At 56.2% G+C, this 22,902-nt stretch carries 20 protein-coding genes and 1 other annotated feature; of the genes, 12 read left to right on the plus strand and 8 right to left on the minus strand.

Annotated elements, in window-relative coordinates; translation table 11 throughout:
* Positions 1 to 3: 3 nt before the first annotated feature.
* Positions 4 to 1,197, minus strand: coding sequence for a multidrug efflux RND transporter periplasmic adaptor subunit AcrA (acrA, locus tag KOSB73_RS09065; RefSeq protein ID WP_004136054.1), 1,194 nt, complete (start codon positions 1,195 to 1,197; stop codon positions 4 to 6).
* Between the two features lie 142 nt (positions 1,198 to 1,339).
* Here acrA and acrR point away from each other — a divergent pair, with 142 nt between their 5' ends.
* Together acrR and mscK are read left to right on the plus strand one after the other, a co-directional pair.
* Positions 1,340 to 1,990, plus strand: coding sequence for a multidrug efflux transporter transcriptional repressor AcrR (acrR, locus tag KOSB73_RS09070; RefSeq protein ID WP_004136056.1), 651 nt, complete (start codon positions 1,340 to 1,342; stop codon positions 1,988 to 1,990).
* Positions 1,991 to 2,120: 130 nt separating this feature from the next.
* The gene (gene mscK / locus KOSB73_RS09075) at positions 2,121 to 5,462 is read left to right on the plus strand and encodes a mechanosensitive channel MscK (protein ID WP_004136058.1); all 3,342 of its coding nucleotides are present in this window, start codon (positions 2,121 to 2,123) and stop codon (positions 5,460 to 5,462) included.
* A 36-nt stretch (positions 5,463 to 5,498) separates the two neighbouring features.
* Here the strand turns inward: mscK and KOSB73_RS09080 are convergent, their stop codons facing one another.
* From KOSB73_RS09080 to priC, 3 genes are all read right to left on the minus strand, one after another.
* Entirely contained in the window at positions 5,499 to 6,017 is a 519-nt protein-coding gene (locus KOSB73_RS09080) for an Rpn family recombination-promoting nuclease/putative transposase (RefSeq protein ID WP_024359022.1), read from the minus strand.
* A 66-nt stretch (positions 6,018 to 6,083) separates the two neighbouring features.
* A complete protein-coding gene (gene rsmS, locus KOSB73_RS09085) occupies positions 6,084 to 6,257 on the minus strand; it encodes a pleiotropic regulatory protein RsmS (RefSeq protein WP_004136059.1) in 174 nt (57 codons plus the stop codon).
* 14 nt (positions 6,258 to 6,271) lie between these two features.
* Positions 6,272 to 6,799, minus strand: a complete 528-nt coding sequence (gene priC / locus KOSB73_RS09090; protein ID WP_004136061.1) for a primosomal replication protein N'' — start codon at positions 6,797 to 6,799, stop codon at positions 6,272 to 6,274.
* 69 nt (positions 6,800 to 6,868) lie between these two features.
* Between priC and KOSB73_RS09095 the strand changes: the two genes are divergently transcribed.
* From KOSB73_RS09095 to KOSB73_RS09135, 9 genes are all read left to right on the plus strand, one after another.
* Positions 6,869 to 7,246, plus strand: a complete 378-nt coding sequence (locus KOSB73_RS09095) for a DUF454 family protein (protein ID WP_024359021.1) — start codon at positions 6,869 to 6,871, stop codon at positions 7,244 to 7,246.
* Positions 7,247 to 7,396: 150 nt separating this feature from the next.
* Entirely contained in the window at positions 7,397 to 7,948 is a 552-nt protein-coding gene (gene apt, locus KOSB73_RS09100; RefSeq protein ID WP_024359020.1) for an adenine phosphoribosyltransferase, read from the plus strand.
* A gap of 91 nt (positions 7,949 to 8,039) precedes the next feature.
* Positions 8,040 to 9,941 (plus strand): DNA polymerase III subunit gamma/tau, encoded by a 1,902-nt coding sequence (gene dnaX, locus KOSB73_RS09105; protein WP_024359019.1) that lies wholly within the window; start codon positions 8,040 to 8,042, stop codon positions 9,939 to 9,941.
* Positions 9,274 to 9,338 (plus strand) — a sequence feature (DnaX frameshifting element). (Overlaps the previous gene by 65 nt.)
* 57 nt (positions 9,942 to 9,998) lie before the next feature.
* A complete protein-coding gene (locus KOSB73_RS09110; RefSeq protein WP_004129943.1) occupies positions 9,999 to 10,331 on the plus strand; it encodes a YbaB/EbfC family nucleoid-associated protein in 333 nt (110 codons plus the stop codon).
* On the plus strand, positions 10,331 to 10,936 hold the full coding sequence (recR, locus tag KOSB73_RS09115) for a recombination mediator RecR (protein ID WP_004129946.1): 606 nt from the start codon (positions 10,331 to 10,333) through the stop codon (positions 10,934 to 10,936). The genes KOSB73_RS09110 and recR overlap by 1 nt, the downstream gene beginning before the upstream one ends.
* A gap of 111 nt (positions 10,937 to 11,047) precedes the next feature.
* Positions 11,048 to 12,922 (plus strand): molecular chaperone HtpG, encoded by a 1,875-nt coding sequence (gene htpG / locus KOSB73_RS09120; protein WP_098140402.1) that lies wholly within the window; start codon positions 11,048 to 11,050, stop codon positions 12,920 to 12,922.
* Positions 12,923 to 13,098: 176 nt separating this feature from the next.
* Positions 13,099 to 13,743 (plus strand): adenylate kinase, encoded by a 645-nt coding sequence (adk, locus tag KOSB73_RS09125; RefSeq protein WP_004137951.1) that lies wholly within the window; start codon positions 13,099 to 13,101, stop codon positions 13,741 to 13,743.
* 127 nt (positions 13,744 to 13,870) lie between these two features.
* Entirely contained in the window at positions 13,871 to 14,833 is a 963-nt protein-coding gene (gene hemH, locus KOSB73_RS09130) for a ferrochelatase (RefSeq protein WP_004137949.1), read from the plus strand.
* A 63-nt stretch (positions 14,834 to 14,896) separates the two neighbouring features.
* On the plus strand, positions 14,897 to 16,201 hold the full coding sequence (locus KOSB73_RS09135) for an inosine/guanosine kinase (protein ID WP_004137947.1): 1,305 nt from the start codon (positions 14,897 to 14,899) through the stop codon (positions 16,199 to 16,201).
* A 42-nt stretch (positions 16,202 to 16,243) separates the two neighbouring features.
* On the opposite strand, the gene ybaL is transcribed toward KOSB73_RS09135, so the two are convergent.
* Together ybaL and KOSB73_RS09145 are read right to left on the minus strand one after the other, a co-directional pair.
* Complete coding sequence (gene ybaL, locus KOSB73_RS09140; protein WP_024359017.1) at positions 16,244 to 17,920, minus strand: YbaL family putative K(+) efflux transporter; 1,677 nt, start codon at positions 17,918 to 17,920, stop codon at positions 16,244 to 16,246.
* Positions 17,921 to 18,153: 233 nt separating this feature from the next.
* Positions 18,154 to 19,374 (minus strand): MFS transporter, encoded by a 1,221-nt coding sequence (locus KOSB73_RS09145; RefSeq protein ID WP_024359016.1) that lies wholly within the window; start codon positions 19,372 to 19,374, stop codon positions 18,154 to 18,156.
* A gap of 163 nt (positions 19,375 to 19,537) precedes the next feature.
* Here KOSB73_RS09145 and ushA point away from each other — a divergent pair, with 163 nt between their 5' ends.
* Positions 19,538 to 21,190, plus strand: a complete 1,653-nt coding sequence (gene ushA / locus KOSB73_RS09150; protein ID WP_049085219.1) for a bifunctional UDP-sugar hydrolase/5'-nucleotidase UshA — start codon at positions 19,538 to 19,540, stop codon at positions 21,188 to 21,190.
* Between the two features lie 115 nt (positions 21,191 to 21,305).
* On the opposite strand, the gene ybaK is transcribed toward ushA, so the two are convergent.
* Together ybaK and KOSB73_RS09160 are read right to left on the minus strand one after the other, a co-directional pair.
* Complete coding sequence (gene ybaK / locus KOSB73_RS09155) at positions 21,306 to 21,785, minus strand: Cys-tRNA(Pro)/Cys-tRNA(Cys) deacylase YbaK (RefSeq protein ID WP_049085218.1); 480 nt, start codon at positions 21,783 to 21,785, stop codon at positions 21,306 to 21,308.
* A gap of 201 nt (positions 21,786 to 21,986) precedes the next feature.
* A complete protein-coding gene (locus tag KOSB73_RS09160) occupies positions 21,987 to 22,781 on the minus strand; it encodes a TraB/GumN family protein (protein ID WP_024359013.1) in 795 nt (264 codons plus the stop codon).
* Positions 22,782 to 22,902 lie beyond the last annotated feature (121 nt).

Below are 22,902 nucleotides of genomic sequence, written 5' to 3' on the forward strand. Positions count from 1 at the left end.
AAGTTAAGACTTGGGTTGTTCTGACTGAGCGTTGCCTGCGGCTTGCTGTTTATCGTCAGAAACGACTTCCTGCGCTTTAACCTGCACACCAGGTCTGACTTTTTGCAGACCGGTTATGATGACGCGATCGCCCGTTTTCAGCCCTTCGGTGACCAGCCATTTATCACCGATAGCCTGAGTGGCGGTAATCTGGCGAACTTCGACTTTATCACCTTCGCCGACAACCATAGCGCTGGCATCGCCACGCGGAGTGCGGGTTACGCCCTGCTGAGGAACCAGCAACGCATCAGGGTTTACCCCTTCTTCCAGACGTGCGCGGACGAACATGCCGGGCAGCAGAGTGTGATCCGGGTTCGGGAAAATAGCGCGCAGCGTGATAGAACCGGTGGTCTGGTCAACGGTGACGTCAGAGAACTCCAGCGTACCGTTCTGCGGGTATTTCAGACCGTCGTTAGTGACCAGTTCAACCTTCGCTTTACCGTTTTCCTGCTGCAGCTTGCCGTTGGCCAGCTCTTGTTTCAGACGCAGGAAATCGTTACTCGATTGCGTCACGTCAACGTAGATAGGATCCAGTTGTTGCACGGTCGCCAGCGCGGTGGTTTGCCCGTTTTGCACCAGAGCGCCTTCCGTGACGGCGGATTTACCAATGCGGCCGGAGATTGGCGAGGTGACTTTGGTGTAGGCCAGATTAATGCGCGCGGTTTCAACCGCAGCTTTGGCGGCGACTACGGCAGCGTTGCTCTGCTGAGCCGTCGCCACGGCAGTATCGTAATCCTGTTGGCTAATGTACTTAGTGCCCAACAGTTTCTGATAACGTTTAACCGTTAACTGATCCATATTTGCCGCTGCCTGCGCTTTGGCTAAATCGCCTTTCGCGCTTTCATACGTGGCCTGATAGGTCGCCGGATCGATTTGATAAAGAGACACGCCCGCCTGGATATCGCTCCCTTCGGTGAAGTTACGTTTAAGAATAATGCCACTGACCTGAGGACGAACTTCCGCAACGCGATAGGCGCTGGTACGGCCTGGCAGTTCGGTAGTAATTTGTAGAGGAGCGGATTTGAGCGTCACAATACCGACTTCCGGCATTTGCTGGGCCCCTTGCTGAGCCGGTTTGTCGTCACATCCTGTTAGCGCTAAGCTGCCTGAGAGCATCAGAACGACCGCCAGAGGCGTTAACCCTCTGTTTTTGTTCATATGTAAACCTCGAGTGTCCAATTTCAAATTGTTCAGTGGCTCAATCGACCACAAACCCACTGCTGTGTTTCTATTATGGTCATGCTATGGTACATACATTCATAAATGTATGTAAACGTAACCTCTGTAAACTCATCGACCTATGGCACGAAAAACCAAACAACAGGCGCTTGAGACCCGGCAACATATTTTGGATGTTGCTCTGCGTTTGTTTTCGCAGCAAGGGGTATCATCCACCTCGCTGGCCGCAATTGCAAAAGAGGCCGGTGTGACGAGGGGCGCTATCTATTGGCATTTCAAAAATAAATCAGATTTATTTAATGAAATATGGGTACTTTCTGAAGCCAACATCAACGATCTCGAAGTTGAGTATCGGGCAAAATTCCCCAACGATCCACTGTCAGTTATCAGAGAGATCTTAGTGTATATCCTTGAAGCAACGGTGACAGAGGAACGCCGACGCCTGATGATGGAAATCATCTTCCATAAATGTGAATTCGTCGGTGAGATGGTCACGCTGCAGGAAGCGCAGCGAAGTTTATGCCTTGATAGCTACGATCGTATTGAACAAACATTAAAAGAGTGCATTGCGGCGAAGATGCTGCCCGCGAATTTATTGACCCGCCGGGCGGCGATTTTAATGCGCAGCTACCTTTCTGGCCTAATGGAAAATTGGCTGCTGGCACCGAACGCCTTCGATCTGCGCAAAGAGGCGCGGGCTTATGTCGAAACGCTGCTTGAAATGTATCAATTTTGCCCCTCCTTACGCGGTTCCGAAGAACGGGAAGCTTAAGTCTCCTTGCGGACATCAGGGACATTTTTCCTGCTGTCCGCCGCTATTCGCGCGATAACAGAAGTGCTATTCTTCGCGCTGCGACGATCCCCGGTATTCTCCGGCTTTTGCAATCACTCATGTTAACACTATGCTGCATACTATCCGTTGGCGAAACGCCATATCCGCTGTTGTTCTTACCCTGATGTTTTTTATTGGCTGTATTAGCGTTAACCCGGCGCTGGCGGCTGATTTACCTGAACGTTCTGAGGTCCAAAGCCAGCTCGCGACGCTGAATAAGCAAAAGGATCTGACCCCGCAGGACAAGCTGGTTCAGCAGGACCTGACCCAGACCCTGGAAACCCTCGATAAAATTGAACGCATTAAGTCGGAAACGACGCAGCTGCGTCAGCAGGTGACTCAGGCGCCAGCGAAAATGAATCAGGCTATCGATAGCCTGAACGCGCTAAGCGATGTTCCCGATGATGAGGCGACGCGTAAAACGCTGAGCACGTTATCGCTACGTCAACTGGAATCGCGTGTCTCCCAGACCCTGGACGATTTGCAAAACGCGCAGAACGACCTGGCAACCTACAACAGCCAGCTCGTTTCTCTACAGACGCAGCCGGAACGCGTGCAGAATGCGATGTATTCCGCTTCGCAGCAGCTGCAGCAGATCCGTAATCGTCTGAACGGCACCTCGACGGGCGAGGAGACGCTGCGTCCTACCCAGCAGAATTTGCTGCTGGCGCAGCAGGCTCTGCTGAATGCGCAGATAGACCAACAGCGCAAAAGCCTGGAAGGCAACACGGTGCTGCAGGATACCCTGCAAAAGCAGCGTGATTACGTCACCGCCTACAGCAATCGCCTGGAACACCAGCTGCAGTTATTGCAGGAAGCGGTGAATAGCAAGCGCCTGACGCTGACGGAAAAGACGGCTCAGGAAGCCGTGTCCCCGGACGAAACGGCGCGTATTCAGGCCAATCCGCTGGTGAAGCAGGAGCTGGATATTAACCACCAGCTTAGCGAAAGGCTTATTTCAGCGACGGAAAATGGTAATCAGCTGGTTCAGCGCAATATCAAAGTGAAGACCTGGCTCGATCGCGCTTTGCAATCCGAGCGTGATATAAAAGAGCAGATCTCCGTGCTGAAAGGTAGCCTTCTGCTGTCGCGTATCCTTTATCAGCAGCAGCAAACGCTGCCCTCTGCGGAGGAGCTGAGCGACATGACAAACCGCATCGCTGACCTGCGCCTCGAGCAGTTTGAGGTTAACCAGCAGCGCGATGCGTTGTTCCAGAGCGATGCGTACGTCGCGAAGCTGGAGGAGGGGCATAGCAGCGAGGTGAATCCCGAGGTGCATGACGCGCTTCTCGAAATCGTTGATATGCGCCGTGAGCTGCTCGATCAGTTTAACAAACAGCTGGGTAACCAGCTGATGATGGCCATTAACCTGCAGATCAATCAGCAGCAGTTAATGAGCGTGTCGACCAACCTGAAAGCCATTCTGACGCAGCAGATTTTTTGGGTAAACAGCAACCGTCCTATGGACTGGGAGTGGGTTAAATCCTTCCCGGAAGCGCTGAAAGGGCAGTTTAAGGCGATGAAAATCACCGTAAACTGGGAAAAAGCCTGGCCTGCGGTATTTATCGCTTTCCTTGCCGGCCTGCCGTTGCTGCTGATTGCCGGTCTGATTCGCTGGCGCCTTAACTGGCTGAAAGCGTATCAGGCGAAGCTGGCTTCACAGGTGGGGCAGCTGCGCAATGATACTCAGCTCCACACGCCGAAAGCGATTCTGATCGATCTGATCCGCGCGCTGCCTGTGGTACTGGTGATTCTGGCCATTGGTCTGATTCTGCTGACGATGCAGCTGAATATCAGCGATTTGCTGTGGGCCTATAGCAAGAAGCTGGCGCTGTTCTGGCTGGTGTTTGGCCTGTGCTGGAAGGTGCTGGAAAAAGACGGTGTGGCGGTGAGCCACTTTAATATGCCGTCGCAGTTGACCAGCCACTGGCGGCGGCAGATTGTCCGCGTAAGCCTTGCCCTGTTGCCGCTGAACTTCTGGTCCGTGATGTCGGAACTGTCGCCGCTGCATCTGATGGATGACGTGCTCGGGCAGTTCGTGATTTTCCTCAACCTGCTGCTGATCGCGGTGCTTGTCCTGCCGATGTGCCGCGAAAGCTGGCGCGATAAAGAATCCCACAGCCTGCGCCTTATCACCGTCACCGTGCTATCGATAGTGCCCATCGCCCTGATGGTGCTGACGGCAACCGGCTACTTCTACACCACGCTGCGTCTGGCAGGCCGCTGGATTGAAACCGTTTATCTGGTGATGCTGTGGAACCTGCTTTACCAGACCGTTCTGCGCGGCCTGAGCGTGGCCGCCCGGCGTATTGCCTGGCGCCGGGCGCTGGCGCGTCGTCAGCATCTGGTTAAAGAGGGGGCAGAAGGAGCCGAACCCCAGGAAGAACCGACCATTGCCCTGGAGCAGGTTAACCAACAAACGCTACGTATTACGATGCTGGTGATGATCGCGCTATTTGCCGTGCTGTTCTGGGCGATTTGGTCCGATCTGATCACCGTCTTCGCCTATCTCGACAGTATTACGCTGTGGCATTACAACGGTACGGAAGCCGGCGTCAGCGCCGTGAAAAGCGTCACCATGGGCAGCCTGCTGTTCGCGATTGTCGCGTCGATGGTCGCCTGGGCGTTGATTCGCAACCTGCCGGGCCTGCTGGAAGTGCTGGTGCTATCGAGGCTCAATATGCGCCAGGGGGCGTCGTATGCGATTACGACCATTCTTAATTACGCCATTATTGTTATTGGCGCGATGACGGTATTTGGCTCGTTGGGCGTTTCGTGGGACAAACTTCAGTGGCTGGCGGCCGCCCTGTCGGTTGGTTTAGGGTTTGGCTTACAGGAGATCTTCGGTAACTTTGTTTCCGGTCTGATTATTCTCTTTGAGCGCCCGGTGCGCATTGGCGATACGGTGACCATTGGTACCTTCTCCGGTACCGTCAGCAAAATCCGCATTCGCGCCACGACCATTACGGATTTTGACCGTAAAGAGGTCATTATTCCGAATAAGGCCTTCGTGACGGAACGCTTAATTAACTGGTCGCTTTCCGACACCGTCACCCGCGTGGTCATCCGCCTTGGCGTGGCCTATGGTTCTGACCTGGATAAGGTCAAAGAAGTGCTGCTCCAGGCCGCGCATGAGCATCCGAAAGTCATGCAAGAGCCCGCGCCAGCGGTCTTCTTTACCACCTTCGGCGCCAGTACGCTCGATCATGAACTGCGCCTGTACGTGCGTGAACTTCGCGATCGCAGCTACGCGGTGGATGAGCTTAACCGCGCTATCGATCGCTTGTGTCGCGAGAACAATATTGATATCGCCTTTAACCAGCTTGAGGTTCATCTGCGCAATGAGAAAGGCGATGAAGTCACAGAGGTGAAGCGGGATAAAGGCGGCGATGCCTCGCCGACGATGGGCTAAGCATAATGGGGCGGTGGGTATGCCGCCCCGCAGGTTTTAAGGGCTGAGCGAGGAGAGTTCTTCCTGGCTCAGGCCGGTCAGCTCCATCACCATCTTTGGATCCAGCCCGCTGGCGAGCATTTTCAGGGCAATGCTGCGCGAGTTTTCTTTACGCCCCTCCAGCCATTCGGCAATCGTCATCATTAGCTCCTTGTGCCTGGGCGACTGCTTCGCCAGTTCGCGAATGAGTGGCCCGGGTTTTTCCGTGGATCCCGCCTGCAGCATATAGCGCATCAGGCGAAAAGCCATTAGCTTATCCGGCGAGCTTTGATGTTCAATCAGCGCGTAGATATACCCAGCGCCGTGCCGCGTTTGCAGGGAGTAGAGAATGTCGGAGTCGCTGGATCGCAGGTCCTCTTCGATAAAGCTGCCGGACGCCAGCTGCAGCGTATTGAGATCGCAGATACTTAAAAACGGCGCGGGAAGGTAAAGCTGTAAAAAATCGCGAGCGACCTCTTTCTGGGTCAGCATTTGACGAAAAATGGCATCGTGCGGCGTACGTGAGAATCTTTCCATGAGCATCTATCCGTGGTGGTAAGGGGCAGGCGATGACTCTGCCACCCCCACCGATTCGGCAACAGACTACTCTGGCGCGTTTTGCGAGGCCCCTTCCGCACTTTTTACTTTGTTTTCATAGTCACGACGGATAATTTCCAGCGCGGCTAGCACGGTTTGCGCAGGGACTTTATTTTCCTCAAGCAGCATAATTAAATCGACCGCCAGCTTGATCTCGTCAGGCGCATTTTCCAGCGACATACTTCTCCCTCCAGTTAGCGTGTTAAGCGGGCCAGCCTGTTTTCAATTTTTTCCAGCGCATCGCGACAGCGGGCGAGGCGTCCGGCATACGCCTCAACTTCCTTTGCCAGCCGCTGCTGGTCATCAAGGCTGATGGCTTGCGCCAGCTGTCTCTGGCGATCGTTGCGCATGGCCAGCAGGCGCCGTTCATACTCCTGATGCTGTATCCGACGCCGCTGCCAGCGGGTAAGCGTCGGCGACGCGCTATCCCAGGCGCGTAATGACCAGGTCGCCGTTTCCCGGCTAATCGCGGCGATTTGAGCCACAAGTCGTTCCGCCAGCCAGGCAACCTGCGCCAGCTGCTGGCGCTCGACCGCCTGTTTTAATTCCGTAAAGCGATCTCTGGCTTCATCAAGATAAGCCTGCATCTGCGTGCTGCGGGTTCGGAACAGCTGGCGATCGAAACGCGGGCTGAGGGTCGCGTGATTCGCCATCGGCGCTACCTGAGCGGCCAGTTCCGCAAGCTGATTTTCCAGCGAATGTAAAAGCCGGGTGGTTTTCAAATAACTCCTCCATCCCCTGATAAGCAACTGTGCTACATTAGCGTTATCTTCTTGATAACGATTCGCATTATGCCACGTATTATTTTGATCATCATTGGCTGGCTGTCGGTGGCGCTGGGAACGCTGGGCGTTTTTTTACCGCTACTGCCGACGACGCCGTTTATCCTGCTTGCCGCCTGGTGTTTCGCCCGCTCGTCGCCGCGCTTTCACCACTGGCTATTGTACCGCTCATGGTTTGGCGGCTACCTGCGCCACTGGCAGCAATACCGTGCTATGCCACCGGGCGCTAAGCCGCGGGCGGTGGTGATGATTTTACTGACCTTTGCTATTTCCCTGTGGCTGGTTAATCTTACCTGGGTGCGCATCTTGCTGCTGATCGTTCTGGCCTGTCTGCTGATATTTATGTGGCGCATTCCGGTGGTTGATGCAAAGCAACAAAAGCACTGATGCGCAATAATGATGGTTGCAATTGTCGCTGACAGCCAGTAAATTCTGGCGTTTTCGAGCGCGGGTAAGCCTGGTCAAAGGTTAAACAAAAGTTTCCTTGGCCCATTTTGCATGTCCGCGAGTAACACCGTTTTAATCAGGCATAAACTTATGACCGCAACAGCACAGCAGCTTGAATATCTGAAGAACAGCATCCAAAGCATCCAGGACTATCCGAAACCTGGCATCCTTTTCCGTGATGTCACCAGCTTGCTGGAAGACCCGAAGGCCTATGCGCTCAGCATTGAGCTGCTGGCCGAGCGTTATAAAGACGCGGGTATTACCAAAGTGGTGGGCACCGAGGCGCGCGGCTTTTTGTTTGGCGCACCGGTTGCGCTGGCGCTGGGTGTAGGCTTTGTTCCGGTACGTAAGCCGCGTAAGTTGCCGCGTGAAACCATCGCGGAAAGCTACGAGCTGGAGTACGGCACCGATCAGCTGGAAATCCATGTTGATGCCATTAAAGCAGGCGATAAGGTGCTGGTGGTTGACGATCTGCTGGCGACCGGCGGCACCATCGACGCCACCGTGAAGCTCATCCGTCGTCTGGGCGGTGAAGTGCATGACGCGGCCTTTATTATCAATCTGTTCGATCTGGGCGGCGAGCAGCGCCTGGAAAAACGGGGAATCAACTGCTACAGCCTGGTCCCTTTCCCGGGCCACTAAGCAAATCCCGCCACATAGCCTCGCTGATTGAGCGGGGCTGTGATAGCATGACCCCTCGTGATTTCACCTTCCAGCGTTTCAGAGCCAGCCCATGAGTTATCAGGTCTTAGCCCGTAAATGGCGCCCACAAACCTTTGCTGACGTCGTCGGCCAGGAACATGTGCTGACCGCACTGGCGAACGGCTTGTCGTTAGGGCGCATTCATCACGCATATCTTTTTTCCGGCACCCGCGGCGTGGGTAAAACCTCTATCGCGCGCCTGTTGGCAAAAGGATTAAACTGCGAAACCGGCATCACCGCCACGCCTTGCGGCGTCTGCGATAACTGCCGTGAAATAGAACAGGGGCGCTTTGTCGATCTGATAGAGATCGATGCCGCCTCGCGTACCAAAGTCGAAGATACCCGCGATCTGCTGGATAACGTCCAGTACGCGCCGGCCCGCGGCCGCTTCAAGGTCTATTTGATCGATGAAGTTCATATGCTCTCGCGCCACAGCTTCAACGCGTTGTTAAAAACGCTGGAGGAGCCGCCGGCGCACGTTAAATTTCTGCTGGCGACGACCGATCCGCAGAAGCTGCCGGTAACGATTCTTTCCCGCTGCCTGCAGTTCCATCTCAAGGCGCTGGACGTCGAACAGATTCGCCATCAGCTGGAGCATATTCTCGGCGCCGAGCAGATTGCTTTTGAACCGCGCGCGCTGCAGCTGCTGTCGCGCGCGGCGGACGGTAGCCTGCGCGATGCGTTAAGTCTGACCGATCAGGCCATTGCCAGCGGCGACGGTCGTCTGACGGCAGAGTCCGTTAGCGCCATGCTCGGCACCCTTGACGACGATCAGGCGCTATCGCTGATTGAAGCGCTGGTGGCTGCCGATGGCGAGCGGGTCATGGCTGGTGTGAATGAGGCTGCCGCCCGCGGCGTGGAGTGGGAGGCCTTGTTGGTGGAGATGCAGAGCCTGCTGCACCGTATTGCGATGGTTCAGCTCTCGCCGTCGGCGCTGGGCGCGGATATGGCCGCGATTGAGCTGCGTATGCGCGAGCTGGCGCGGACGGTGCCGCCAACCGATGTTCAGCTGTACTATCAAACGCTACTGATTGGCCGTAAAGAGCTCCCGTACGCCCCGGACAGACGAATGGGGGTCGAAATGACGCTTCTGCGTGCGCTGGCTTTCCATCCGCGTATGCCATTACCGGAACCGGAGGCGCCGCCGATGCCGGCCATTCAGGCCGCACCTGTCCAGCAGGCCGTTCCGGAATCCGCACCGCCGCCGCCGAATTTGCCGCAGACCACCAGCCAGGTGCTGGCGGCGCGCAGCCAGCTGCAGCGTAGCCAGGGAGCGCCCACCCCAAAAAAGAGTGAACCGGCAGCCGCTTCCCGCGCGCGGCCGGTGAATAACGCTGCGCTGGAACGACTGAGTTCGATTACCGAGCGCGTACAGGCGCGTCCGGCTGCGGCTGCGCTGGAAAAAGCCCCGGCGAAAAAAGAAGCCTATCGCTGGAAATCGACGACGGTTGTTGAAACCGTAAAAGAAGAAGTGGCGACGCCGAAGGCGCTGAAAAAAGCGCTGGAGCATGAAAAAACGCCGGAACTGGCGGCGAAACTGGCAGTCGAAGCGGTCGAGCGCGATAGTTGGGCGGCGGAAGTCAGCCAGCTCGCGGTGCCAAAACTGGTGGAGCAGGTGGCCCTTAACGCCTGGAAAGAGCAGGAGGGCAATCGCGTCTGTCTGCATCTGCGTCCGAGCCAGCGTCACCTGAATTCGGCGGGCGCGCAGCAAAAGCTGGCGGAAGCGCTCGGCATTTTGTACGGTACGCCGGTTGAATTGACCATCGTGGAAGATGATAATCCCGCGATGCGCACGCCGCTTGAGTGGCGGCAGGCAATTTATGAAGAAAAGCTCGCGCAGGCGCGTGAAGCGATTATTGCGGATAATAACATTCAGACCCTGCGTCGATTCTTCGATGCGGACCTGGATGAAGAGAGTATTCGCCCCATTTGATTGCAAGTCTGACTTGCGGTCAGCATCCTTAACGATGACTTACTGAGAGAGAAGCCTATGTTTGGTGGAAAAGGCGGTCTGGGTAACCTGATGAAGCAGGCCCAGCAGATGCAAGAAAAAATGCAGCAGATGCAGGAAGAAGTGGCCCGTCTGGAAGTGACCGGTGAGTCCGGCGCTGGGCTGGTAAAAGTCACCATCAACGGCGCGCACAACTGCCGTCGCGTTGAGATCGACCCGAGCCTGCTGGAAGACGACAAAGACATGCTAGAAGATCTGGTGGCCGCCGCGTTTAACGACGCCGCCCGCCGCATCGAAGAAACGCAGAAAGAAAAAATGGCGTCCGTGTCCGCCGGTATGCAGCTGCCGCCAGGCTTTAAGATGCCGTTCTGATGCAGACCAGTCCGCTGTTAACGCAGCTTATGGAAGCACTGCGCTGCCTGCCGGGCGTTGGCCCGAAGTCGGCGCAGCGCATGGCGTTTACCCTGCTGCAGCGTGACCGCAGCGGCGGGATGCGCCTGGCGCAGGCGCTCACGCGCGCGATGTCGGAAATCGGCCACTGCGCCGATTGCCGCACCTTCACCGAGCAGGAGGTATGCAATATTTGCAGCAACCCTCGGCGCAAGGAAAACGGCCAGATTTGCGTGGTAGAGAGCCCAGCGGATATCTACGCTATCGAGCAGACCGGGCAGTTTTCCGGTCGCTATTTTGTGCTGATGGGCCACCTGTCGCCGCTTGACGGGATTGGGCCGGATGACATCGGGCTCGATCGTCTGGAGCAGCGTCTGCGTGACGAATCAATGCAGGAAGTGATCCTTGCGACCAACCCAACGGTGGAAGGAGAGGCGACGGCGAATTATATCGCCGAGCTCTGCGCGCAGTATGGCGTAGACGCGAGCCGTATCGCCCATGGCGTTCCGGTTGGCGGCGAGCTGGAAATGGTTGACGGCACAACGCTGTCCCACTCTCTCGCCGGGCGGCATAAGATTCGTTTTTAATCAAACGGAGGCGCTTTTCGGGGCCTCCGCTTGAAAACCTCTCCCTCTGTCCCCATCTCACCCTCAACGGTTTTTTTACCATTAACAATGGCATTGTTGAGGTTGATTTAGATGAAAGGACAAGAAACTCGTGGTTTTCAGTCAGAGGTCAAACAGCTTCTGCACCTGATGATCCATTCTCTTTACTCCAATAAAGAAATTTTCCTGCGTGAGCTGATTTCCAACGCCTCCGATGCGGCCGACAAGCTGCGCTTCCGCGCGCTGTCCCAGCCGGATCTGTACGAAGGCGACGGCGAACTGCGCGTGCGTGTTTCATTTGATAAAGACAACCGCACCCTGACCATCGCCGATAACGGCATCGGTATGAACCGCGATGAAGTCATCGACCATCTTGGCACCATCGCCAAGTCCGGCACCAAGGCGTTCCTTGAGTCCATGGGCTCTGACCAGGCGAAAGACAGCCAGCTGATTGGCCAGTTCGGCGTAGGTTTCTACTCGGCGTTTATTGTTGCCGATAAAGTCACCGTCCGTACCCGCGCGGCGGGCGACAGCGCCGAAAACGGCGTATTCTGGGAATCCGCTGGCGAAGGCGAATATACCGTTGCCGACATTAACAAAGCCGATCGCGGTACCGAGATCACGCTGCACCTGCGCGAAGGCGAGGATGATTTCCTCAACGACTGGCGCGTGCGTTCGATCATCAGCAAATACTCCGATCACATCGCGCTGCCGGTGGAAATTGAAAAACGCGAAGAAGTGGACGGCGAAACCGTGATCTCCTGGGAGAAAATCAACAAAGCCCAGGCGCTGTGGACGCGCAATAAGTCGGAAATCAAAGACGACGAGTACAACGAGTTCTACAAGCATATTGCCCACGATTACAGCGATCCGCTGACCTGGAGCCACAACCGCGTTGAAGGTAAGCAGGAGTACACCAGCCTGCTGTATATCCCGTCGCAGGCGCCGTGGGATATGTGGAATCGCGATCATAAACACGGCCTGAAGCTGTACGTGCAGCGCGTCTTCATCATGGATGACGCCGAGCAGTTTATGCCCAACTATCTGCGCTTCGTCCGCGGACTGGTCGACTCCAACGATCTGCCGCTGAACGTGTCGCGTGAAATTCTCCAGGACAGCAGCGTCACCCGCAATCTGCGCACCGCGCTGAGCAAGCGCGCCCTGCAGATGCTGGAAAAACTGGCGAAAGACGACGCGGAAAAATATCAGACCTTCTGGCAGCAGTTTGGCCTCGTGCTGAAGGAAGGCCCGGCGGAAGATCAGGCCAACCAGAAGGTCATCGCCAAACTGCTGCGCTTCGCCAGTACCCATACCGACTCCGCCGCGCAGACCGTGTCGCTGGAAGAGTACGTCTCCCGCATGAAAGAAGGGCAGGAGAAGATTTACTATATTACCGCCGACAGCTACGCCGCCGCGAAGAGCAGCCCGCATCTGGAACTGCTGCGTAAGAAAGGCATCGAAGTGCTGCTGCTTTCCGATCGCATCGACGAGTGGATGATGAGCTATCTGACCGAGTTCGACGGCAAGCCGTTCCAGTCGGTGGCGAAAGCCGATGAGTCGCTGGATAAGCTGACGGACGAAGTGGATGAAACCACCAAAGAAGCCGAGAAGGCGCTGGAGCCGTTCGTTGAGCGTGCCAAAACCCTGCTCGGCGACCGGGTGAAAGAGGTTCGTCTGACCCATCGTCTGACCGATACGCCGGCCATCGTCACCACCGACGCGGACGAGATGAGCACTCAGATGGCGAAACTGTTTGCCGCTGCGGGCCAGGCCGCGCCGGAAGTGAAATACATCTTTGAGCTGAACCCGCTGCATCCGCTGGTAAAACGCGCGGCGGATACCCAGGATGATGCGCAGTTCGGCGAGTGGGTTGAGCTGCTGCTCGATCAGGCGCTGCTGGCCGAGCGCGGTACGCTGGAAGATCCAAACCAGTTTATCCGCCGTATGAACCAGCTGCTGGCGTCGTAATCTTTACCCTCACCCTAACCCTCTCCCGCTGGGAGAGGGTATCAAACCGCACGATACGTAAAATATCTCACCATTAACCGTTTCAGCCGCCCCGCCTTCCTTGAGCCATCCGCGTTCTGGTGGTATGGTTTAGCGTTTTTTGAAAAATTGAATCAACTTTTGAGGGGATTTTCGTAATGCGTATTATTCTGCTTGGCGCTCCGGGCGCGGGTAAAGGAACTCAGGCTCAGTTCATCATGGAGAAATACGGTATTCCGCAAATCTCCACCGGCGACATGCTGCGTGCCGCGGTGAAGTCAGGCTCCGAGCTGGGCAAACAGGCGAAAGATATTATGGACGCCGGTAAGCTGGTCACCGACGAACTGGTTATCGCCCTGGTTAAAGAGCGTATTACTCAGGAAGATTGCCGCAACGGTTTCCTGCTGGACGGCTTCCCGCGCACCATTCCGCAGGCTGACGCCATGAAAGAAGCGGGCATCGCCGTGGATTACGTGCTGGAATTCGACGTTCCTGACGAACTGATCGTTGACCGCATTATCGGCCGTCGCGTTCACGCAGCTTCCGGACGCGTTTACCACATTAAATTTAATCCGCCGAAAGTTGAAGGCAAAGACGACGTGACCGGCGAAGAGCTGACCACCCGTAAAGACGATCAGGAAGAGACCGTGCGTAAGCGTCTGGTTGAATACCATCAGATGACGGCTCCGCTGATCGGCTACTATCAGAAAGAAGCGGAAGCGGGCAACACCCAATACGCGAAAGTCGATGGCACCAAAGCGGTGGCCGACGTTCGCGCTGAACTGGAAAAAATCCTCGGTTAATTCCGTTAGTTCTCATCCCGCAGCGGCGGGGTGAGAACTCCTCTCATTTTACCTTTTTCTATGATTGGTTCCGTTTAGCGCCATTTCAGCTACAATTGTCAGCGATTCAAATGGTTAAGAGGCGGTAATGCATCAGACGAAAACAGGTATCTTATTAGCCAATTTAGGCACTCCCGATGCGCCCACGCCCGACGCGGTAAAGCGCTATCTGCGACAGTTTCTCAGCGACAAGCGCGTGGTGGATACCTCCCGTCTACTGTGGTGGCCGCTGCTGCGCGGCGTGATACTGCCCCTGCGCGCCCCCAGGGTCGCTAAGCTCTATCAGTCCATCTGGATGGAAGAAGGCTCGCCGCTGATGGTCTACAGCCAGCAGCAGCGGCAGGCGCTGGCCGCGCGGCTTGCGGATACGCCGGTGGCGCTGGGGATGAGCTATGGTTCGCCGTCGCTGGAGAGCGCGGTCGATGAACTGCTGGCGCAGGGCGTGGATCACATCGTGGTGCTACCGCTCTATCCGCAATACTCCTGCTCCACCGTGGCGGCGGTGTGGGATGAGCTGGGGCGTATTCTTGCCAAAAAGCGCGCGATCCCCGGAATCTCTTTTATTCGCGATTACGCCGATGACGTGGACTATATTCACGCGCTGGCCGCCAGCGTGCGCGCGTCCTTTGCGGTGCACGGCGAGCCGGATTTACTGCTGCTCTCCTATCATGGGATCCCGCAGCGTTACGCGCAGCAGGGGGATACCTATCCTCAGCGCTGTCGCGATACCACCCGTGAGCTGGTTTCCGCCCTGGGTCTGCCGCATGACCGGGTGATGATGACGTTCCAGTCGCGCTTTGGTCGTGAGCCTTGGCTGACGCCCTATACCGACGAAACGCTGAAAATGCTCGGTGAGAAAGGGGTGAAGCATATCCAGGTTATCTGTCCCGGCTTTGCCGCCGATTGCCTGGAGACGCTGGAGGAGATTGCCGTGCAAAATCGGGAAATCTTCCTCGAGGCTGGCGGCCAGCAATATGAGTACATTCCGGCGCTTAATGCGGACACCGCGCATATTGAAATGATGGTCAACCTGACGGCGAAATATCGCTGATCGCGCGTGCGGCGGGGAGTATGCTACTATTCCCCGCTTGTTCACTGCTAATAAATCGCCACTATGAAATTTCCCGGTAAACGCAAATCCAAACACTACTTTCCCGTCAATGCTCGCGATCCGCTGCTGCAGCAAATTCAGCCGGATAATGAATCTAACGTCGCCTGGGTCGTCGGCATCGATCAAACCCTCGTTGATATCGAAGCGAAAGTGGATGAGGCGTTTATCGTACGCTACGGCCTGAGCGCCGGGCATTCGCTGGTGATTGAAGATGACGTCGCCGAGGCGCTGTACCAGGAACTGGTCCGCAACGACCTGATTACCCATCAGTTTGCCGGCGGTACCATCGGAAACACCATGCACAACTACTCGGTGCTGGCGGATGACCGCTCGGTTCTGCTTGGCGTGATGTGCAGCAATATTGAAATCGGCGGCTACGCCTATCGCTACCTGTGCAACACCTCCAGCCGTACCGATCTGAACTATCTGCAAGGGGTGGATGGCGCGATTGGTCGCTGCTTTACACTTATTAGCGACTCCGGCGAGCGCACCTTTGCGATCAGCCCCGGCCATATGAATAAGCTCCGCCCGGAAAGCATTCCGGAAAGCGTAATCGCCGGTGCTTCCGCGCTGGTGCTGACCTCCTATCTCGTCCGCTGCAAGCCGGGCGAGCCGATGCCGGACGCGACGATGCAGGCCATCGCATATGCGAAAAAGCACGATGTACCGGTGGTCCTGACCCTGGGGACTAAATACGTCATCGCCGATAATCCGGCGTGGTGGCAGGCGTTCCTCAAAGAGCACGTTTCCATTCTGGCGATGAATGAAGAGGAGGCGGAAGCGCTGACCGGGCTGTCCGATCCGCTGCTGGCTTCCGACAAGGCGCTGGAATGGGTTGACCTGGTGCTGTGCACCGCCGGGCCTGCCGGGCTGTATATGGCCAGCTTTACCGAGGATGAGGCTAAGCGCAAAACGCAGCATCCGCTGCTGCCGGGCGCGATTGCCGAGTTTAACCAGTATGAATTCAGCCGCGCGATGCGTCATCAGGATTGCGAAAATCCGCTGCGTATTTATTCCCATATCGCACCCTATATGGGCGGGCCGGAGAAGATCATGAATACCAACGGCGCGGGCGACGGCGCGCTGGCGGCGCTGCTGCACGACATCACCGCTAATAATTATCATCGCAATAACGTGCCGAACTCCAGCAAGCACAAATGCAAATGGCTAACCTATTCCTCGCTGGCGCAGGTGTGTAAATACGCTAACCGCGTGAGCTATCAGGTGCTGAACCAGCATTCACCGCGTCTGACCCGCGGCCTGCCGGAGCGTGAAGACAGCCTGGAAGAGGCCTACTGGGATCGTTAAGCGGCCGGATAAAGCTGGCCCCGGTCATCCGGGGCCGAAGCATTAACCGGTAATAAGCTCGCCGGCTGGCGGCGTTTCAAGCAGCTTAAGCATGGCGCGGGCGATTTCTCGTTCGCCCATCACCACCTGGTTGGCGCCGCGTTCGACGATATACTCCACCTCATCGTCGTAATGCGCGCGCGCGATGATCTCGATATTTGGGCATTTTTCTCGTGCGGAAGCGACGATTTCCCCGGCCTCGTAGCCGTTAGGAATAGTCAGCAGCAGCCAGCGTGCGCAGTCCAGATGCGCCAGATTCATAATCTCTTCATTGGCGGCGTTGCCTAATACCGCGCGAATACCCCGCGCGCGCAGTTCGTCAACGCGGGTGCGCGACGTTTCGATAACCACCAGCGGTATCCCCTGAGCCATCAGTTTTTCACCAAGCAGGCTCCCTACGCGACCAAAACCGACCAGCAGCGCATGGTTACAGATATCAACGGGGATCTGTTTCTCATCTTCCAGCACTTCTTCCAGCGTCTGTTCGTCCAGCGTCTCCGTTTTATCGAGGTATTTTTCCAGCAGGGTAAACAGGACCGGGTTGAGCATGATGGAGATAATGGCGCCGGCAAGCACCAGGTTCTGCCCGGCCTGCGGCAGCAGATCCAGCGCCATTCCCAGACCGGCAAGAATAAAGGCGAATTCACCGATTTGCGCCAGACTGGCGGCAATGGTCAGGGCAGTGCGCGGCGAGTGGCCAAACATCCGCACCAGGAAGAAAGCGGCGGCCGATTTACCGAAAATAATGATGGCCAGCGTCGCGAGCACCGCCAGCGGCTGCTCAAGCAGGATCATCGGATCAAACAGCATTCCCACGGAGACAAAGAACAGCACGGCGAACGCGTCGCGCAGCGGCAGCGTATCGTGGGCGGCGCGATGGCTGAGTTCGGATTCATTGAGCACCATTCCGGCGAAGAAGGCGCCGAGGGCGAAGGAGACGTCAAACAGCTCAACGGCGCCGAAGGCGATGCCGAGCGCTAACGCCAGTACCGACAGGGTAAACAGCTCGCGCGAACCGGTTGCCGCGCTGCGTGACATAATCCACGGCACCAGGCGGCGGCCCACCAGCATCATAATCGCGATAAAGGCGACGACTTTACCAATGGTAATGCCCATATCGAGGGCCAGGGAAGCCAGACCCACGTCGCCTTTCTCCGTCATGCCTGCGACCGCTGGCAGCAGCACCAGCGTCAGCACCATCACCAGATCTTCAACAATCAGCCAGCCGATGGCGATTTGCCCCCGCTGGCTATCAATAAGCTGTCGTTCTTCCAGCGCGCGCAGCAGCACCACGGTACTGGCGGTAGAAAGACACAAACCAAAGACGATGCCGGTCATTAACGACCAGCCCAGCATGGCAGAGAGCGCCATGCCCAACAGCGTCGCCACGGCTATCTGGGCGATAGCGCCCGGGATGGCGATGGCCTTGACCGCCATCAAATCTTTTAAGGAGAAATGCAGACCCACGCCGAACATCAGCAGGATCACGCCAAGCTCGGCCAGCTCCGGCGCCAGCTTGGTATCAGCAACAAAACCCGGGGTAAAAGGTCCGGCCAGCACGCCCGCTAATAAATATCCCACCAGAGGAGAAATACGTAGCTTATTGGCAATCATGCCGAGAATAAAGGCGAGCACAAGGCCGCCGACAATGGTGGTGATTAGCGGTGTTGCGTGGTGCATTCCGTCTCCTTGCAGTGGTGAGCTGATCCATTTTCGGCACAAAAACCAAAAAACCGAATAATAGTTTATGACAATTTCAGTGGTTTTGTTTATGAATAATTATTGAATTTTGCAGAAAAATGGAATTGACGCCTAAAAAGGCACGAACAGCCAAATGGCAGCAGGTTATGCGGGGTAATGCCGATGGAGTAAGGGATTGCGGCAGCCAAAGTTGCACTTTGGCTGCCGGATAATCACGACTTTTGGCGGTTATCAGGAAGAAATATCGTCAGAATGCCGAGAAGCGGCAGGAAAGCACAGATTTTATAGACCAGTTCGATACTGGTATGGTCAGCTAAAAGCCCCAGCACCGCGGCTCCAAGGCCGCCCATGCCAAAGGCGAAACCGAAAAACAAACCAGAAACCATGCCGATCCGCCCCGGGAGCAGCTCCTGGGCATAGACCAGAATAGCGGAAAAGGCCGAAGCGAGAATAAAACCAATAATCACCGTCAAAATACCGGTCCACTCCAGCGATGCATAGGGTAAAACGAGGGTAAACGGCGCTACGCCAAGGATAGAGCCCCAAATTACATATTTACGCCCAATCTTGTCACCAACAGGCCCGCCAATCACCGTTCCTGCCGCGACGGCAAAAAGAAAGGCAAATAGGTGGAACTGGGCATTTTGTACCGACAATCCGAACTTTTGCATCAGATAAAAGGTGTAATAGCTACTGATGCTCGCCATATAGAAATATTTCGAGAAAATGAGCATTAACAGGATGCTAACCGCCAGAATGACTTTATTTTTCGGCAGCGGATTAACCACCACCGCTTTCGGTTTACCTTTGTTCAGACGGTGCTGAGCGGCATACCAGCGGCTGATCTGCGCCAGCACGACGATCGCCAGCAGCGCCGCCAGGACAAACCAGCCGACGTTCCCTTTGCCGTAAGGCGCGATAATCAGGGCCGCAAGCAGCGGACCTAACGAGCTGCCGAAGTTGCCGCCGACCTGGAATATCGACTGCGCCAGGCCATGACGTCCGCCGGAGGCCATGCGCGCCACGCGAGAAGACTCCGGATGAAAGACCGACGATCCGGTCCCGACCAGCGCGGCAGCGAGCAGAACCATCCCGAAGCTGCCGGATATCGCCAGCAGCACCAGACCGCTCAGGGTAAAGCACATGCCAATTGGCAGCGACCACGGCATCGGGTGTTTGTCGGTCAGGTAGCCGACAACCGGCTGCAGTAGCGATGAGGCCAGCTGGAAGGTGAGGGTGATCATCCCAATCTGCACAAAGGTCAGCGAGAACTCGGCCTGGAGCAGCGGGTAGATAGCCAGAATAAGCGATTGGATCATATCGTTCAGCAAATGCGAGAGGCTGATGGCCCCGAGAATGCGAAACGAAGTGCGTGCTTTTTGCGGCGCAGCAGCAGGGCCGGATAAGGGTTGTGCGGTCTGATTCATTGCCATAGGTTCGCTTAAGTGTTTTTTATAGAGGATGCAGGTGGAATTATTATCTGCCTAACATACCTGCCGCTAAGGTTTGAAGGAAGTCGCAATTCTGAAAACATATTTGTCTAATTCGCTATCTCGCTATACTTTCGGCACTTGTTACTTTGTCAGGGAGAGAAATATGCACCTTATTAAACGAGGCGTCGCGCTGGCGCTATTTACCGCGTTATCGCTGGGGAGCCTGTCAGCGCAGGCTTATGAGCAGGATAAAACCTATAAAATTACCATCCTGCATACGAACGATCATCATGGTCACTTCTGGCGCAGCGACTACGGCGAATACGGGCTGTCGGCACAAAAAACGCTGGTGGACGGTATCCGCAAAGAGGTGGCGGACGAGGGCGGCAGCGTGCTGTTGTTATCCGGCGGCGATATCAATACCGGCGTGCCGGAATCCGACTTACAGGATGCGGAACCCGATTTTCGCGGGATGAACCTGATTGGCTACGATGCGATGGCGGTAGGCAATCACGAGTTTGATAATCCCCTTAGCGTACTGCGTCAGCAGGAAAAATGGGCGAAGTTCCCCTTCCTCTCCGCCAATATTTACCAGAAAAGCACCGGCGAGCGTCTGTTTAAGCCGTGGGCGCTGTTCAAGCGCGGCGGACTGAATATTGCGGTTATCGGCCTGACGACCGACGATACGGCTAAAATCGGCAATCCCGAGTTCTTTACCGATATCGAGTTCCGAAAGCCGGCGGAAGAGGCCAAACTGGTTATCCAGGAACTGCAGCAGAACGAAAAACCGGATGTGATTCTGGCCACCACCCATATGGGTCATTATGACAACGGCGCCCACGGCTCTAATGCGCCTGGCGACGTTGAGATGGCGCGCAGCCTGCCTGCGGGATCGCTGGCGATGATCGTCGGCGGCCACTCGCAGGACCCGGTATGCATGGCATCGGAGAATAAAAAGCAGGTGGATTATGTCCCGGGCAGCCCGTGCGCGCCGGACAAGCAGAACGGTATCTGGATCGTGCAGGCCCACGAGTGGGGCAAATACGTGGGCCGCGCCGACTTCGAATTCCGCAACGGCGAAATGAAGCTGGTGCACTATCAGCTGATCCCGGTCAACCTGAAGAAAAAGGTCACTTACGACAACGGCGAGAGCGAGCGCGTGCTCTATACGCCGCAAATCCCTGAAAGCCCGCAGATGCTCTCTCTGCTGACGCCGTACCAGAATAAAGGCAAAGCGCAGCTGCAGGTGAAAATTGGTAGCGTGAACGCGCATCTGGAGGGCGATCGCAGCAAAGTGCGTTTTGTGCAAACCAATATGGGACGTCTGCTGCTGGCGGCGCAGATGGCGCGTAGCAATGCCGATTTCGCGGTGATGAGCGGCGGCGGAGTACGTGACTCGATTGAAGCGGGCGATATCACCTATAAAGACGTGATGAAGGTACAACCCTTCGGCAACGTGCTGGTGTATGTCGATATGAGCGGTAAGGAAGTGACGGAGTATCTGACCGCGGTGGCGCAGATGAAACCCGACTCCGGCGCCTATCCGCAGTTTGCCAACGTCGGTTTTGTGGCCAAAGACGGCAAGCTTAACAATTTGACCATCAAAGGTGAACCGGTCGATCCGGCGAAGACCTACCGTATGGCGACCCTGAGCTTTAACGCCACCGGCGGCGACGGCTACCCGCATATCGATACTAAGCCCGGCTATGTGAATACCGGCTTTATAGACGCCGAAGTGTTGAAAGAGTATATCCAGAAAAACTCACCGCTCGACGCGGCAGCCTATGAGCCGAAAGGCGAGGTGAGCTGGCAGTAACGTCAGAGTAGCCCCCGGTGGCGGGGGCTACAGGTCTGAGCGGTTGTGGATTTTATAGCCGGACAAGGCGCGTCAGCGCCGCCTCCGGGATTGTCCTCTGACGAAAATCCGTAAATTAATCGCGCCGCGCGATATCGGCGAATTTCGCCGCAAGGATCTTCGCCAGATCGCTGGCCGCCAGCTCAATATCCAGGCCGCGTTTGCCGCCGGAAATATAGATGGTGGCGAACTCCTGGGCCGGCGCGTCTATCACCGTCGGCAGACGTTTTTTCTGCCCGAGCGGGCTGATACCGCCCACCAGATAACCGGTGACCCGCTGCGCGACCATCGGGTCTGCCATATCCACTTTCTTCGCGCCTAAGGCTTTCGCCACCTTTTTCAAATCCAGCTGACCCGCTACCGGCGTCACCGCGACGGCCAGATGCTTCATGTCGCCGTTAACGGCGACCAGCAGCGTTTTATAGACCTGGTCGGCGTTGAGCCCCAGCTTGCGCACCACCTCATCGCCAAAATTGGTTTCGTGCGGATCGTGATCGTAGCTGTGGATTTGAAAACTAATTTTGTTTTTTTCGAGTAATTTTACGGCGGGAGTCATCGTTATCCTTCTTACCAACCGATTAAATGTGACATAAGCATACGCCCGACGGCTGTCTAAAAAATAGTATCATCTTGCGCAATAGTGTTGGCAGTGATGGTCACTTTGAGCGACAATCAGACGATCCGGGGCGCGAACCCCGGAATAATAATAATGATGAAATTCCTCTTTGACGGGCCAATAGAAATATTGGCCATTTTTTTACGTCAGCATATCCGGCAGATTCCCTTCCCCGTATAAATGTAGCGCCCCGACGGCAACCACGTAGCGCCCCGGCGGCAGCGCCAGCAGCGTTTCGCGCCAGGCGAGGTTGCGCTGGTGCATCAGCACGTCATACAGCGACTGGCTAAAGGTGGTCGGTAGCGAGGTTGTTCCTTGTGACGGCGGCTGTTCCAGCCACCAGCCGATCATCACCTGCAGCAGACGCGCATTCGTGCGCCAGTGGGTGAGGGTATCTTCCAGCAGCGCCAGCCCGCCGTCGGGCAGATCCCGCAGCAGCGCAATCTGACTATCGGCGCCCTCCAGCTCCATCACGCGGATATGGCTCTCGCGCGCTGCCATCAGCAGCTGATAATCAATGCCGTAGTCTGCTCTTAGCCCTAATTTTTGCGCCTGAGTCGCCTGCAATACCATCGCCACCTGCCACAGCGGCTGGTTGTCGAACAACGCGATAGACAGACCCATTTCTCCCGCACGATCTTGCAGTTCTGCAAGCTGGGATGGGCTCAGGCGTTCCGCCAGCGGCGGACAGGAGGGGAGGTTGCTGAACGGCGTTTCGCTGCCGCTAATATCCGCTTCCACAATCAGCGCATCGGCCTGGCGGATCTTTTTTAATAACCTGGCGGGCGGCGGCGACATGTCGCGGGTGCCCATATGAATACTGCCGACCAGATGTAGATAGCGCTCGCCGGGCAGGGTGATGTCCAGCGCGGGCCAGGAATAAGACGAGCCGACGGCGGCTTGCCACAGCATTTTTATTCGGTTTAACAGGCCCATACGTGCTCCGTAGTGTGAGGAATCCATGCTAGCGCGCGGGGGGCTGGGGCGCAAGGGGACTCAACGTGCGCGACGGAAGAGGCGTTTTGCAATGTCACGAAAATAACAAAAAAATTTGATG

Source organism: Klebsiella grimontii (assembly GCF_900200035.1).
Taxonomy (GTDB): Bacteria; Pseudomonadota; Gammaproteobacteria; order Enterobacterales; family Enterobacteriaceae; genus Klebsiella; species Klebsiella grimontii.